Source organism: Clostridium sp. DMHC 10, from assembly GCF_001270375.1.
GTDB classification, from domain to species: Bacteria; Bacillota; Clostridia; order Clostridiales; family Clostridiaceae; genus Clostridium_S; species Clostridium_S guangxiense.
Map to the genome: position 1 here is coordinate 19120 of NZ_LGVB01000016.1, position 13800 is coordinate 32919.

The window sequence follows — 13800 nt, forward strand, 5'->3', positions numbered from 1 at the left end:
CATGTATTTTTATATTCAAGCGAGAATGGAGTGATTTGATTTGGATACGTTAAGGCAGATAGCGATTGCAAAGTTACTTATGATGCCAGCAATACTTATAGCTTTTACATTTCATGAGTATGCTCATGCTGTTGTAGCCGATAAATTAGGAGATAAAACACCTAAATTTCAAGGTAGGATAACACTTAATCCATTAGCTCATATTGATTTGATTGGATTTATAATGATAGTATTTGTCGGTTTTGGCTGGGCTAAGCCTGTTGAAACTAACCCTAATGCATATAAAAATTATTATAAGGATGATTTAAAGGTATCAATAGCAGGTCCTTTGGCTAATCTTTTAGTTGCATTTATTTTTGCATTAATAACAGGAGCAATTAATAAGTTTTTACCTTTTAATGAAATTATTATTATAATTTACTTGATGGCCAAATATACAGTTTCAATAAATTGCATGTTTTTTTTGTTTAATTTAATTCCTATACCAGGGTTAGATGGCTTTCATGTTTTAAGAGATTTATTTCCAAAAGCTTTTTATAATATAGCAGATTCGTTATATAGATACCAAATGTTAATATTAATTGCACTAGTTATGCCTATCTTTGGAGGTAATTCATCACTGGCAACCTTTATTATAGGTATACCATCTGAGCATATAGCTAATCTGTTTTTAAGGATAGGAGCACTAATATAGGAGGTTGTGAAAAAAAGGTATTCTATAGGTTTTACTACATCGCACATAAAGCCTTATGAGCGGCCCGTAAAAAAGAATACCTACATTTTTACATCATCCTATAGATTATGTTACCTAAAATTCAAAAGTTACAGATAGTATATTTATATTAGTATTTTAGGCATTAAATATAATAAGGAGAATGATAGATGAGACTTAGAAAAAAAAGATGGGCAAGACCGGAGATGGAAGAAAGCCCATTATGTATAACTAATCCAAGTGAGTACAAAGGAAGATGGAAAGAAGTTTTTAAGAATAATAATGATGTATATCTTGAGCTTGGCTGTGGGCGTGGAGAGTTTGTTTCTAAAATTGCAGCTAGAAATCCAGATAAAAATTTTATAGCTATAGATCTTAAGGATGAGGTTTTAGTTCTTGCACTTAGAAAAGTAGTTGAAAGTGAAATAACTAATGCTATAATAGTGCCTCTTCAAATAGCGTTTATAAATGATGTGTTTGATAAGGGTGAAATAAGCAGGGTATATATAAATTTTTGTAATCCATGGCCTAAGGATAGGCATAAGAAAAGAAGATTAACTCATACCAAATTTTTAACTAAATATAAAGAATTCTTGAGGGAAAGCAGCGAAATTTGGTTTAAAACGGATGATGATGAACTATTTACAGAATCTCTAGATTACTTTTCAGAATGTGGTTTTGAAATAAAATATATTACTTATGATTTACATAAAAGTGATTTTAAAGGAAATATAGAAACTGAATATGAAAAGAAATTTTCAAGCCAAGGAATAAAAATAAAATTTTTGATAGCAAAACTTTTGTAATAAATTTGTAGTTGAAGGATATGATTTCATATGTATGAAGATTTAAAGGGAAAAGTTGCACTTATTACAGGTGCATCAAGAGGAATAGGGAGAAGTATAGCTGTAGAATTATCAAAACATGGGGCTATTGTTATTATAAATTATAAAGATGATGAAAAAGGTGCAAATCAAACGTTAGAGGAAGTAAAACAAAGTGGTGGAAATGGAAGTTTATTTAGATGTGATATAAGTATAAATAGCGAAGTTAAAAGTATGATTGAAGATATTGTGAATGACTTTGGAAAAATAGATATACTTATAAATAACTCTGGAATATCTAAAATAGGACTTTTTATAGATATGGCTGAAAAAGACTATGATGAAATAATGAATGTAAATTTTAAAGGCGTTTATAATTGCACAAGCTATACGGTAAAAGACATGATTAAAAGAAAGTCAGGTTCTATAGTAAATATATCATCAATATGGGGAAGTGTAGGCGCTTCATGTGAAGTTTTATATTCTTCCTCAAAAGGTGCAATTGATTCATTTACAAAAGCACTAGGAAAAGAACTAGCTCTATCAGGCATAAGGGTCAATGCCATTTCTCCTGGAGTTATAGATACAAGCATGAATGAAAATTTTTTTTCTAAAGGAAAAAAAAGACGAACTCATAAATGAAATACCAATGATGAGGTTTGGTAAGACAGAAGAAATTGCAAAGTCAGTAGTGTTTTTAGCAAGCAATGAGGCTTCATATGTAACATCACAGGTTTTAACTGTTGATGGAGGAAGAATATAACGCGCGGGTTTTGTTTTAGCTCATTATGCTTCCAGGGCTAAGATTAACCACTTCTTTGATAGAGAATTTTAGACTTTCAGGTAATACAACGTATATATAGATAGACAACTTGAAACTTTAAAATTGCAATCTCCAAATTTATCCTGATAAACTGGAATTTGTCGAGCTGAGTGAAGGGTTTTAATTCGCCCTGCTCATTAAAAAACTAACTTTTTCACTTATGTGAAAAAGTGAAGGGTTTGACATAGCTTTGCTTGTCAAACCTAAATTAAACTATTAATAATGTTTTTCCAATTTAACTGTCTTGAATTTTTTTCCATTATTCGGTTGCTTTAATGGTTTGTTTGCTATACACTTTTTTATTTTAAAAATATTTCTAACTTTTTTTCTTTAAACTATTGACTATTACTAGCTGGTCTTTCGCATAGCGAAAAACCTTAGTCTTTTAACAAACGAAGTGAGTTAAAACCCTTCACTATAGTGCTCGACAAATTCCAATTTGTAAGGATAAATTTGGTATTGGTAATTTAAATATTTCAGCTTGTTTATCTATATCTATAGAAATTATCTTGCTGCCTGAATAACGCCACATGCTAGTCTTCTACCAGAATTTCCTGCTGGCTGCGTTCTATAATCATCAGGGCTTTCATGTATTATTACTGTCCTTCCTATAATTTGTGGAACCGTAAACTTATTTGTAAAAAATGTCATTCTTGCATAACCATTATTAGAAAAAAGAACTGGAAAATCTCCTGCATGATTTCCATGAGGTTGATTAGTTGGATTCCAGTGTTCTCCCGTACTTGAAAATGGTTGTTGACTATTTCCTACTCTACAGCTCCCACCTTCATGTATGTGAAAGCCAAAAGGTCCAACTTGAGGTCTTCCACCTCCTCCACGTCTATATGGAGGAAGTCCATTAACTTCAACAGAAACTTCAGTTCCTCCACGTACACCCGTAAATGTTACAGTACCTCTAATATTAGGTGCTAGTGGCCCTCCTGTTATATTAGCAACAGCTCTCCTAGGTCTATTACTAATATTCATCTCGCTTCTATATCCATGGTAATTAAAAAAAGGACATTGATATTCAGAAAAATGCATAGTTACCTCCAATTTAATATTACAATTTATATTTTATGTAATTTTAAAAAAAATTGTTACAATTCTAATATTTAAGGTGATACAGCTATACATTACCAAGTATACAATTTCGCAAAAAATCTAAAACTATTATTGATATGGAGGTGTTTTTAATGAGTCACAGACCACTCGTTCCAGGTGCAAGAGGAAAACTTGAAAAATTAAAAGAAGAAACAGCAAACGAAATTGGTATTAGATTTAATGAAGGTTATGGTGGCAATGTAGCTTCAAAAACCAATGGATATGTTGGAGGTCCAGTTGGTGGTTTAATGACTAAAAAAATGGTAGAGGATTTTGAAAAGAAGCTAGCGAAGAAATAATGCTTCGTCGCATTAAAAAAATCCTATAAATCTAAGTGGTGAATTTAAGCGAGTACCTGCTCAGGGTATAGAAGAATAATGGGCAAAGCCCATGCCCCGTGCATGTTTACTCGCTGAGAAAATGCCTAAAAATTTTGTCCATCCACTTATTACTACTCATTTTTGTTCGTTACGCGGAAGCTAATTATAGTTCTAACCTGCTTAATCGAATATCCATAATAAGCAATGGGTGATAGTTTGAGCTACGGAAGTTAAATTCCAACAAATTGAATCATCAGCCCATTTCTTATTATAATAAAAATAAGTGCAGATTACTTAATCAAATGAGATTAAGTGTCTACACTTATAGTACAAAACAATTGAAATATCTAAGTATTTTACGATTTTGGGTGATACAGCCTCATTATTCCTCCTTCAAAGCCATTCCTTCTACATGATGTTTGCCCATAAGCTTATTCTTTTTTCTGTATTCCTTACTTTTAAATATAATATCAAAGTCATAATTCTCAGGATACAATTCCTTTTTATCAATGTAAAGTGATAGCCTCTTTCTGTTTATTTTAATCTTTCTGTTCATTACCATAACTCCATACTCACCTCTGCTGTTTTCTTCCTCACAAATTATTCCCGTTCGTTTCATAAAAGAAATATATACTGAATCACCTATTTTAAAGTCAGGTTCTTTTTTAGCAAGCTTCCTTTCTTCCTCTTTTTTTATTGATGCTTTAAATTCACGGACCTGCTGTTTATGAGCTTCCTTTTCCTCTACATTGATTGCCGCTTTATGAGGTTTTAAATCTGCGTAGCTTTTCTCTTCCTTGTAGGTTACAAAATGTGCTCTCTCAATTATTTTTTTATCCATTCCAAGCCTTAAAGCTATAAGAAAAGCATTGCTTTCCCCAGCTCTTCCTATAGTTAATTTATAAAGCGGTTTTAAAGTGTTTATATCAAATCCCATTGAACCATTTATAAATCCTTCATGCTTCTCTGCAAAACCTTTTATTTCACTGTAATGAGTTGTGGCACATATAGTTGCTCCTTTATCATATAGTTCCTCCAATACTGCAACTGCTATTCCCATGCCCTCTCCTGGATCTGTTCCCGAACCAAGTTCATCTATAATAACCAGATCATTTCTACCTGCGCAGGCTAAAATTGAAATAATATTATTTATATGAGAAGAAAAAGTGCTTAAACTCTGTTCTATACTTTGACCATCTACAATATCCACAAAAACATCCTGAAAGATAGCCAGTTCACTGCCCTCCCCTGCTGGCACATGAAGTCCCGCTTGAGCCATCATTGTAAGCAGTCCAATTGTTTTTAAGGTAACTGTCTTACCACCCGTATTTGGTCCTGTTATAACAAGCCCTCTATAGTCCTCACCTATAACAAAATCCAGCGGCACTGCTTTATCCCCTAAAAGAGGATGCCTTCCTTGCTTTAAATTTATATAATTTCTAGTGTTAAGCTCTACGCTTCTTCCAGATATAACTTTACTGTACTTCCCCTTTGCAAATATAAAATCATAATTTGCCATAGTCTCAATGTTTATTTTAATTTCTCCTTCCATGTAATGCTTATATTGACTTTTTACTGGTATAGCATATCTCCCATCTCTTTGGCTTACCACTGCCTCCTGAATATATGATTTATATTTATCACTTCTTAAAATACTGTCTAATTTACTTTTGATTCTATCCTCTAATATATAAATTTTCTTTCTTATTTTCTGCAATTTACTAGAAGCCTTATCATCTACTGCACCATGAACTATGCATCTTTCAATTTCCTGTCTTATACCATCTAATTCGCAGATAGAATAAGCATAGCCAGATATTGTTGGGGCCGCATATTCTTTATCTTTCATGAATCTTTTAATTTTTGATGTATCACGAAGCAAGTCGGCTACAGCTTCAAGCTCTTCTGGTATTAGAACCCCATCTTTTTCAAGCTTTGATACAATTCTACCCATATCCTTAAGGCTGTTAAGCGGCACACTTGAAGATATATCCACGATATTTCTCGCCTCTGTAGTTTCCTTTAAAGAAAGTCTTATTATTCCCTCCTGAAGTTTAGGCTCAAGCTTTTCAATTCTTTCTTTTGCAATATCCGATAAAGCAAACTTTTTTTTAATTCCTCTGTTATTTTATAAAATTCTAATATTTCTTTTGACTTATTATTCAATTTCTTTTTCCTCCAATTCACTGGTTGAAGGACCTTTTAAGAGTAACCCATTAAAATTCACAGTTCACAATGCACAGTTCACAGTTTATGGTGATTTTCTTCCGCTTTACTACAGAAAATCTAAAACTTATTGCTGCCGCCATTTCAAGATAATGCATTATTATGTTCGCTTTGCCAACGAAGCATCATACCAGTTTTCTATATAATTTTAGATTTATCTGACGAGAGGAAGATAAATCATCCTTCACTGTGAATTGTGAACTAAAAAAGGCTATAAGTAAAGAATTCTTCACTTATAGCCTAGATCTACTATAACCTAAATAAACCTATAAATTTATATAAGCATTTATATGTGAATTTCTTTTAACTAAGTTCATCTTAAAAAATCCATCAACAAATAAACCTAACTAAATAGGCATTTTTTTGAAATTTTTTAAGAATTCAATTTTAATTTACTTAGTTAAAAACCACACTCACAAAAATGCACTTCCTTTTTTTTGAATATAAACTACATTAAATTTAAAATGGTTCATTTATAATTTGATTTTATAATAATTTTTTATAAATTGCAACTTTTAAAACCAAGACTATGTTTTAAATAATTGTGTTTTGTATATTTCTCATTAAAGTATGACATAATATAAGGTGAGTGGATTGCAAAGTTTGTAATCGGCTTAATTATTGTAAATTGTAGATTGTTTACTTAACAAGTGGTTTTGCAGAACTACTTGTTATTTTCTTTTTTGTTTCTTTTTTTATTATCTACGTACAATGCTAATTCAGTGGAAATTCCATCCTTATTAACATTTGTCTATTTCTCATAGCAATGCTTTTCTCCCGCTTATAACAAAAAGCAAGGAGCATTGCAACAATAGATAAAGGTGGGTGTCATACTAAAAAATTGCGAAGCAATCATAATAGTGAAGTTAAAACCCTTCATTTTAATTAGTTCGCAATTTTTTATATTTAGTACGACAGCCCCTGTATCAAACTTATTTATAAGTCATACAAAGACTTTAATTTTAGCTAAATCTTAGAATTTAACTGTATTTGGTCCACCTTTCATACTTGCAAATGTTGCTGTAGCATCCTTTAAATAAAGAACTTCAAATATACCATCATCTACTGAATACATATTTTTTAATCCTGGATTATCTGAAAGCATCTTCTCTTTTGCTTCTTTTCTTTCATCAGCAAAGCAATTTGCTTCTACACGAAGCCATCTTCCATCCTTGCCCATTGCACAAATTTCAACTTTAGGATTCTTTTCAATTTGCTTAAATACCTTTTTAGTGTTATTAGTACAAATATATAGTTTTCCTTCAAACTCAGCTACTGCTCCAAATGGACGAACTCTTGGCTGATCCTCTTCTTCTGTTGCTAAATAAAATACTGGATTATCCTTTAAAAACTTTAATACTTCTTCCACTTTACTTACCCCTTTTCTTTCATGTATGATATAATTTAATCATACATATATTATATTTTGTTACATCAATTTTTAAAAGTACGATTTTTTTGAATACTTAGTATCCTATGAAATACTATAGATAAACAAACTGGAAGTTGACTCAGTTCACAATGAATGATGATTTTTCTCAGCTATGCTTCGAAAAATCTAGAAGCTTAATGTGCGCAAAGCGCTTAAAATATAGTGTTCAGCGCAGCTGACACTATTAAGTTTTAAGGTTTACCTGAGAGTAACGAAAGGTAAATCTACCTTCATTGTGCATTGTGCATTGAGCTAAATTCCAGTTTGCAGGGATAAACTTTGAATTTATACTTTACAAGTTCTAAGTTGTTTATATACGAAAGGAGATCTCATGTTAACACAAGAAGAATTATTTGGAAAATGCCCATATGCAACTGCTCAAAAAATTCTATCTGGAAAATGGGCATTAATTATTTTACACCATTTAAGCGAAGGCACTCTTAGATTTAATCAGCTTCAAAAACTGCTACCAGATATTACACAGGCAACACTTACAAAGCAGCTTCGTACCTTAGAAGAATACGGAATGGTAATTAGAACTGTTTATCCAGAAGTTCCTCCAAGGGTAGAATATAAACTAAGTGACATTGGAAAGGACTTTTCTGTAGTTTTAGATAGCCTTAAACTATGGGGAGAAAAGTACATAAAAGCAGTTAGTATCCAAGCAAGCGGAAGGAAATCATCATAAACTTGTTGAACCTATTCCTAAACTTTGAGCATATAAAGCCATATTATAGAGTGCATATTGAGAACTTAATTCTGTGTGAGATATGCGCTTGTCGGCAACCAAAATCATGATGACTGGTGCATCTTGAAAAATATTACTTCTTTTCAAAGTTCTCTCCATCTTTATTTTGTCTGTTGAATTCATTGCTGGTGTGATTTTCTTCATAAAATTAAAAATTATTTTATGCTTGTAGAATACATTGTACGTCCTTTGAATAAATTTTATACATTCCGTTTCAAGTTCATTAATTAAAGATTGGTCATCAACTATTATTACATCGATGTTATAATTATTCGTTGGGGCATATTTGCTCATTATAGCAATATCCTCCAATATATTTCTCTTAATTGGCTTGTCTTTAAATTTTCTTATTGACCTTCTTGCTTTTAAAAACTCTTTAATTTGTTCTGGCTTTGGCAGTATATCAGCATTAATTTTTTTAGACTCTATATTATCCCATGAAAGTGCCTGTACTGGACAAATTGCAATACATTGAGTACATGTGCTACACAAAAGATTATCTATCGAGACACCTCATTCTGTAACTTTTATACTGTGCGTATGACAGATGCCTTCACATTGTCTGCATCCAATACACTTCTCCTTATTCACAACAACCATATTTTTCACCCTCAATGTTTTACAAAATATCTTACCCAAAACGGAGATAAGCATATTATTGTAACAACCCATATAACATAAAACAAAAACGAATACGAATCAAATAAACCATATAGAAGTTTTTGAAATAATAAAGGATAATTTACCTTTCGCTTTGCTTAGGTAAATCTTGAACTTAGTAGTGCCAGCTGCGCTGATCCATATATTTTGCCCCATGCGTAAGCATCAAGTTTTAGATTTTTCGAAGCATAGCAGAGAAAAATCATCCTTCACTGTACTCTGTACTCCCTACTTTCTACTCTGATTTACAACTTCCAGTTTTTAAGATTAAACTTGGAATTTATTATTTTCCAGTTTCAAGCTGTTCATCTGCATTATGTTCTCAAATTTATTTAATGTTTCAGGAATACAATTATTTCATTTTTATTTTTTCTTGTTCCCCTGTTGCCATATCTTTTACAACAATTTCTCCACTTTTAACTTCATCTTCACCGATAATTATAACTTTCTTTATATTAAGCTTATTTGCATAAGACATCTTCTTTTTAAGCTTGTCATCTTCTAAATATATTTCTGCTTTAGCTCCCTTTTCTTGAAGCATCTTGCATACTTTAGCACAATAAGTAATTGTGTCTCCAATAGGAATTATTAGATATTCTATTGATGAATTGTGTTCATATTTATCTATAAAACCTATTTCCTTTAATACAAAGAATAATCTTGTTATGCCTATTGACATGCCTACTCCTGGAAGTACGCTATCTGTATAGTTTTGTGCTAAGTTATCATATCTACCACCAGAGCAAATTGAACCATAAGACTCATTCCCTTGTAATATTGTTTCAAATACAGTTCCAGTATAATAATCAAGTCCTCTTATGATTTTAAGATCTATTGCAAATTCACTATCCTCTACACCAAATATATTTAAGTAAGTTTTAACTTCTTCTATTTCTTCTACACCTTTATTAAATAACTCACTGCTTACATTAAGTGCTTTAAGCTGAGAAATAATTTCATCGTTAGAACCTTGTATTCCCATTATGTTATTTATAGCTTCACTGTTATCTTTTCCAACGAGCTTTTCTAGTTCGGATAAAAACTCTTCTCTTGTGATTTTTTCATATTTATCTATAAGTATCATAACATCCTGCATGTTTGTAACGCCAAGTGAAGTCAAAAATCCGCTTAATATTTTTCTGTTGCTTATTTGAAGCTTATATGTAGTTAATCCTATTTTCTTGAGAGCTCTTGATGCCATAGCAACTACAAGTGCATCATTTTTTATGCTAAGTTTACCATTTCCAACTATATCAACGTCACACTGATAAAATTCTCTATAACGTCCCTTTTGATTTCTTTCTCCTCTATATACCTTTCCAAGCTGATATCTTTTAAAAGGAAAAGTTAAATCATTCATGTATTGTGCTGCAAATCTAGCAAAAGGAACTGTAAGATCAAATCTTAAAGCTAAATTTTTGTCACCCTTTGTAAGTCTATAAACTTGCTTTTCAGTTTCACCTGCTGATTTTGCAAGAAGTACTTCTTCTTTTTCAATTATTGGGGTATCCATAGGCAAAAAACCATTTTCCTCGTAAACTCCTGTTATTTTTGAAACTATATCATTAAATATTAATTGTTCATTTGGAAGTAGTTCCATAAACCCTGGTAAAATTGAAGGTTTTATTTTATTACCCATTTTTAACACTCCTCTGCTTCAACTTCTAATTTATTTTTTCCTTTAACACAAAAACCATGCAGGCTTATACGTACCTGCATGGTTAACTAAATTATGATTTCATTCTCACAATCACCAGGTAGATACAAGCCTTTAACGTTTATTAAACTTGTATCTACAATTATTTTCGAGACACAAGTCTTCCTAGTGATGATGATGTATTAAAGTTACTACTCTAATCTTAAATGAAACCATAATAATCCTCCTTGTATAATGTAGTCATAACATTCGATAGAAAACTATCATGATTCCTAACGAACATTAAAACTCATATCTTTTAATATATTCGAATAGTTACAAATTATTAAGGCTGAAAGCCTTACAAAGAAGAATATCGGAAAGCCGTGTGCGAGAAAACCGCATGCACGGTTTGATGAGGAGAAGGTGGCGATTCGCCACCGACTTACTCTACATAATCGATTCAAATCCTATTTTTTCGGTAGGATACAATCCGACGGAACATTTTGAACTATTAATAACTGCATTAACAAATTCAACATGATTACTTCGCTGTATAGATAAACCAAATTCAGCAGATATACTAGCTGAAGTTAAGAAGGCTTTATCAAAACGCATTCTTTTAATAGTTTCTATAGTAAATGGATCATAGCAATTTCCCTTACCATCCATTTCGCCGCCTGTAATAATGATGCGAATATTATCTTGTTTTCTTAATTCATCAGCAATGATTATAGAATTTGTAACAACTGTAATAAAAATATCTTTTGGCTTCAAATTTAGCTAATTTTGCAAAAGGCAAAGCAGCAGATTTTGCAGAAAAATACTGGCACTATGATAATATTAAGAAGCTCAGTGAAAAAAAAAGTTTGCTGAAAGCTATGAAAAATGGTGCAAAAAAGAAGGATACCAATTTAGTGAGAAGAAATCAAATGAAATATATCTTCTCGCTAAAAATAGTATCACAACTATGTCCTCTGAGATGCCAACCACCAAAATGATTATCTCAGAAACGGTAAAAGGTATCCATTCGGTTGGAATATCTTTGAACTTAATATTAACATAAATGAAGGAACTTGCAAAGTCACTGCCAGAATATAATGTTGTATCTAATATGAACGGTGTAGGAGAAAAATTAGCGCCAAGAATTATAGCAGAAGTAGGAGACGTAAGGAAATACTATAATCACAATGCGCTTGTTGCATATGCAGGAATAGATCCTCCGCCTTATCAGTCAGGTAATTTTTATGGGACAGAGGATCAAGATATCTTAGAAAAACAGGTTATGAGATAATGAAAAGCATAAAGTGCAGAGTTCCAACCAAAGATACATCAGTGTATGATTATATCATAAAAAAAGAGCGAGAAGGCAAAGCAAAAAACAAGCTAAGATAGTAGATTTGAGCGATAGCGAGTTATTGAAATATCTTAGTATTCTATAATTTTTTTACCTTAGATTTATAGGATTTATTATTAAAAGTGCTTTTATATTGTTCTAGAAGGATAATGGGCTTACGCCCAAACCCAGCGTATGTGTATGCGACGCAGCATTGTTATTTTGCATTATTTATTTTGTTTCTACAAACTCACGGATTCTTTTTACTGCTTCTTTTAGGTTCTCGTCTGAGTTGGCAAAGGAAAGTCTCATATATCCTTCTCCAGATTCACCGAAGGCAGAGCCTGGAACACAAACTACTTTTGCTTTTAAAAGAAGTTCTGTGCAAAATTGTTCTGAAGTTTGTCCAAAGGCTGTTATATCAGCAAAAGCGTAAAAAGTAGATGTTGATTTAAAACATTTTATACCTTTAATAGAATTAAGACCATCTATTAATATATCTCTTCTTCTATAATAATCTTCAACCATTTTTTCACTGCTTTCCATAGGGCTTTCAAGTGCTGTTATTGCGGCATTTTGTATAAAAGTAGGAACACAGGATACGACGCCTCCTTGGAGTTTAGATGCTGCAGCAGCAATTTCTTTATTGGCAATGAGAAAACCTATTCTCCAGCCAGTCATAGCAAAGGTTTTTGAAAAGCTGTTTACAATAATAGTTTGTTCTCGCATCTCTTCAAGATGAGCAGGACTAAAAAATTTATTTTCATCAAACATTATGTGGTCATAAACCTCATCAGATAGTATTATTATATTGTGCTTTTTAGCTATTTCACATATTTTTTTTATGTCATTGTCCTCGATAAAACGCCCCAGTGGATTATTTGGAGAATTGAGTATTATTACTTTTGTTTTTGGTGTTATTGCTTTCTCTATGTCATAAGGATTAAGCTTAAAATCATTATTTTTATCAAGGTGAACAAATACTATTTTTCCATGACTTAGTGCTATTGGGCCTTCGTAATTTGGATAATAAGGCTCTGGAATTATGACTTCATCATCAATATTTAAAGTAGCTGCTAAGGATAGAAAAAGTGCTTCAGATGCACCAATAGTTATAATAACATTTTCATAAGTGTAGCTTGCACCAAGCTGTTTGTTGTACTTTTGAGCTATAACTTCTCTGAGCTCTTTTAAACCAGCATTAGGACAATAATGAGTGCAGCCTTCATTAAGAGCTTTTTTCGCTGCATCTCTAATATGTATTGGTGTTTCAAAGTTAGGTTCTCCAACTGATAAGTTTATAAGGTTGTCATATTTTTGTGCTAGTTCAAACATTTTTCTAATTCCTGATGATGGAAAGTTTTTTGCTGTATCTGATAGATAATTCATTGAATAGTCCCCCTCTAATTGGATAAGTATTTGCGCAATATTAAATGCATGTGGATAATTATGAATGTGAAAAATAATTGTGATTTTATAATTATAATTATATAAAACAGCTAATAAAATGCACATATATTAATTAAATTAATATTTTAAGTAAATTGTATAATGTAAAAAATTAATTGTCAAGCAAATAATTTTTTATTACCAAATACCTTTACTTAGGATTTTTGCACCATCTTGTATATATTCTAGTTTTATAACCGGTAAAACCAATGAATGTGACAATGGACGCATCTAAAGATGGCTTAATCAAACTTATATAAGTTGCCTCTACTTTAATATTTTATTGATATTGGAGGATGATTTGGAATGCCGTATAGAAAGGCAAGCCAGTGAAAGGAGACTCGATTTAGAGTGTTCTGGCAAACAAATTGATAGATTAATATTTAAAGTCATTGATACAGGGACATATGGGTGTGTAAGGAGTTTAAATTATAGAAATAGATTAAAGACTCATTGAAATTTTAATAAAAGAAAATGGAAAGAGTAGATTATAGGAAGACGGATACTTTTGAAAAATTATTAAAAAGGGT

General features: G+C 31.6%; 15 protein-coding genes and 1 pseudogene. 8 read left to right on the top strand and 8 right to left on the bottom strand.

Annotation, left to right across the window (positions count from 1 at the left end; translation table 11 throughout):
* Positions 1–79: 79 nt before the first annotated feature.
* The 3 genes and pseudogenes from AGR56_RS17400 (at position 80) to AGR56_RS17410 (ending at position 2299) form a co-directional block, all read left to right on the top strand.
* On the top strand, positions 80–694 hold the full coding sequence (locus AGR56_RS17400) for a site-2 protease family protein (RefSeq protein ID WP_157055851.1): 615 nt from the start codon (positions 80–82) through the stop codon (positions 692–694).
* A 188-nt stretch (positions 695–882) separates the two neighbouring features.
* A complete protein-coding gene (gene trmB, locus AGR56_RS17405; RefSeq protein ID WP_053243377.1) occupies positions 883–1518 on the top strand; it encodes a tRNA (guanosine(46)-N7)-methyltransferase TrmB in 636 nt (211 codons plus the stop codon).
* 30 nt (positions 1519–1548) lie between these two features.
* Positions 1549–2299, top strand: a pseudogene (locus tag AGR56_RS17410) (SDR family oxidoreductase).
* Between the two features lie 564 nt (positions 2300–2863).
* Here the strand turns inward: AGR56_RS17410 and AGR56_RS17415 are convergent.
* Positions 2864–3403 (bottom strand): superoxide dismutase family protein, encoded by a 540-nt coding sequence (locus tag AGR56_RS17415; RefSeq protein WP_053243378.1) that lies wholly within the window; start codon positions 3401–3403, stop codon positions 2864–2866.
* 152 nt (positions 3404–3555) lie between these two features.
* Here AGR56_RS17415 and AGR56_RS17420 point away from each other — a divergent pair, with 152 nt between their 5' ends.
* Positions 3556–3762 carry an alpha/beta-type small acid-soluble spore protein gene (locus AGR56_RS17420; RefSeq protein WP_053243379.1) on the top strand — a complete coding sequence of 69 codons (207 nt, stop codon included), beginning with the start codon at positions 3556–3558 and terminating at the stop codon, positions 3760–3762.
* A gap of 403 nt (positions 3763–4165) precedes the next feature.
* Here the strand turns inward: AGR56_RS17420 and AGR56_RS17425 are convergent, their stop codons facing one another.
* From AGR56_RS17425 to AGR56_RS17430, 3 genes are all read right to left on the bottom strand, one after another.
* The gene (locus tag AGR56_RS17425) at positions 4166–5779 is read right to left on the bottom strand and encodes a hypothetical protein (RefSeq protein WP_053243380.1); all 1614 of its coding nucleotides are present in this window, start codon (positions 5777–5779) and stop codon (positions 4166–4168) included.
* 41 nt (positions 5780–5820) lie between these two features.
* Complete coding sequence (locus AGR56_RS23090; RefSeq protein WP_278279726.1) at positions 5821–5949, bottom strand: hypothetical protein; 129 nt, start codon at positions 5947–5949, stop codon at positions 5821–5823.
* A gap of 1033 nt (positions 5950–6982) precedes the next feature.
* Positions 6983–7378 carry a pyridoxamine 5'-phosphate oxidase family protein gene (locus tag AGR56_RS17430; protein WP_053243381.1) on the bottom strand — a complete coding sequence of 132 codons (396 nt, stop codon included), beginning with the start codon at positions 7376–7378 and terminating at the stop codon, positions 6983–6985.
* A gap of 394 nt (positions 7379–7772) precedes the next feature.
* On the opposite strand from AGR56_RS17430, the gene AGR56_RS17435 reads away from it, so the two are divergent.
* Positions 7773–8129, top strand: a complete 357-nt coding sequence (locus tag AGR56_RS17435; protein ID WP_053243382.1) for a helix-turn-helix domain-containing protein — start codon at positions 7773–7775, stop codon at positions 8127–8129.
* Here the strand turns inward: AGR56_RS17435 and AGR56_RS17440 are convergent.
* The 3 genes from AGR56_RS17440 to AGR56_RS17450 all read right to left on the bottom strand — a co-directional run bounded on the left by AGR56_RS17440 (position 8124) and on the right by AGR56_RS17450 (position 11262).
* On the bottom strand, positions 8124–8681 hold the full coding sequence (locus tag AGR56_RS17440) for a nitroreductase family protein (protein WP_053243383.1): 558 nt from the start codon (positions 8679–8681) through the stop codon (positions 8124–8126). The genes AGR56_RS17435 and AGR56_RS17440 overlap by 6 nt on opposite strands.
* A gap of 520 nt (positions 8682–9201) precedes the next feature.
* Entirely contained in the window at positions 9202–10488 is a 1287-nt protein-coding gene (hisS, locus tag AGR56_RS17445; RefSeq protein ID WP_053243384.1) for a histidine--tRNA ligase, read from the bottom strand.
* A 447-nt stretch (positions 10489–10935) separates the two neighbouring features.
* Positions 10936–11262 (bottom strand): hypothetical protein, encoded by a 327-nt coding sequence (locus tag AGR56_RS17450; protein WP_084757201.1) that lies wholly within the window; start codon positions 11260–11262, stop codon positions 10936–10938.
* Between AGR56_RS17450 and AGR56_RS20505 the strand changes: the two genes are divergently transcribed.
* On the top strand, positions 11253–11486 hold the full coding sequence (locus AGR56_RS20505; RefSeq protein ID WP_053243386.1) for a hypothetical protein: 234 nt from the start codon (positions 11253–11255) through the stop codon (positions 11484–11486). The two genes, AGR56_RS17450 and AGR56_RS20505, sit on opposite strands and share 10 nt — an antisense overlap.
* Before the next feature lie 65 nt (positions 11487–11551).
* Positions 11552–11779, top strand: a complete 228-nt coding sequence (locus AGR56_RS17460) for a transposase (protein ID WP_053243387.1) — start codon at positions 11552–11554, stop codon at positions 11777–11779.
* Positions 11780–12052: 273 nt separating this feature from the next.
* On the opposite strand, the gene AGR56_RS17465 is transcribed toward AGR56_RS17460, so the two are convergent.
* Complete coding sequence (locus tag AGR56_RS17465; RefSeq protein ID WP_053243388.1) at positions 12053–13210, bottom strand: pyridoxal phosphate-dependent aminotransferase; 1158 nt, start codon at positions 13208–13210, stop codon at positions 12053–12055.
* Positions 13211–13571: 361 nt separating this feature from the next.
* Here AGR56_RS17465 and AGR56_RS20510 point away from each other — a divergent pair, with 361 nt between their 5' ends.
* Positions 13572–13727, top strand: a complete 156-nt coding sequence (locus AGR56_RS20510) for a hypothetical protein (protein WP_157055830.1) — start codon at positions 13572–13574, stop codon at positions 13725–13727.
* The last annotated feature ends 73 nt before the right edge of the window (positions 13728–13800 follow it).

Excerpts from the sequence above, each read along its gene's own strand:
- AGR56_RS17400 (WP_157055851.1), top strand. The coding sequence starts at position 80 with ATGATGCCAGCAATACTTATAGCTTTTACATTTCATGAGTATGCTCAT.
- trmB (WP_053243377.1), top strand. The coding sequence starts at position 883 with ATGAGACTTAGAAAAAAAAGATGGGCAAGACCGGAGATGGAAGAAAGC.
- AGR56_RS17415 (WP_053243378.1), bottom strand. The coding sequence starts at position 3,403 with ATGCATTTTTCTGAATATCAATGTCCTTTTTTTAATTACCATGGATAT.
- AGR56_RS17420 (WP_053243379.1), top strand. The coding sequence starts at position 3,556 with ATGAGTCACAGACCACTCGTTCCAGGTGCAAGAGGAAAACTTGAAAAA.
- AGR56_RS17435 (WP_053243382.1), top strand. The coding sequence starts at position 7,773 with ATGTTAACACAAGAAGAATTATTTGGAAAATGCCCATATGCAACTGCT.
- hisS (WP_053243384.1), bottom strand. The coding sequence starts at position 10,488 with ATGGGTAATAAAATAAAACCTTCAATTTTACCAGGGTTTATGGAACTA.
- AGR56_RS17460 (WP_053243387.1), top strand. The coding sequence starts at position 11,552 with ATGAAGGAACTTGCAAAGTCACTGCCAGAATATAATGTTGTATCTAAT.
- AGR56_RS17465 (WP_053243388.1), bottom strand. The coding sequence starts at position 13,210 with ATGAATTATCTATCAGATACAGCAAAAAACTTTCCATCATCAGGAATT.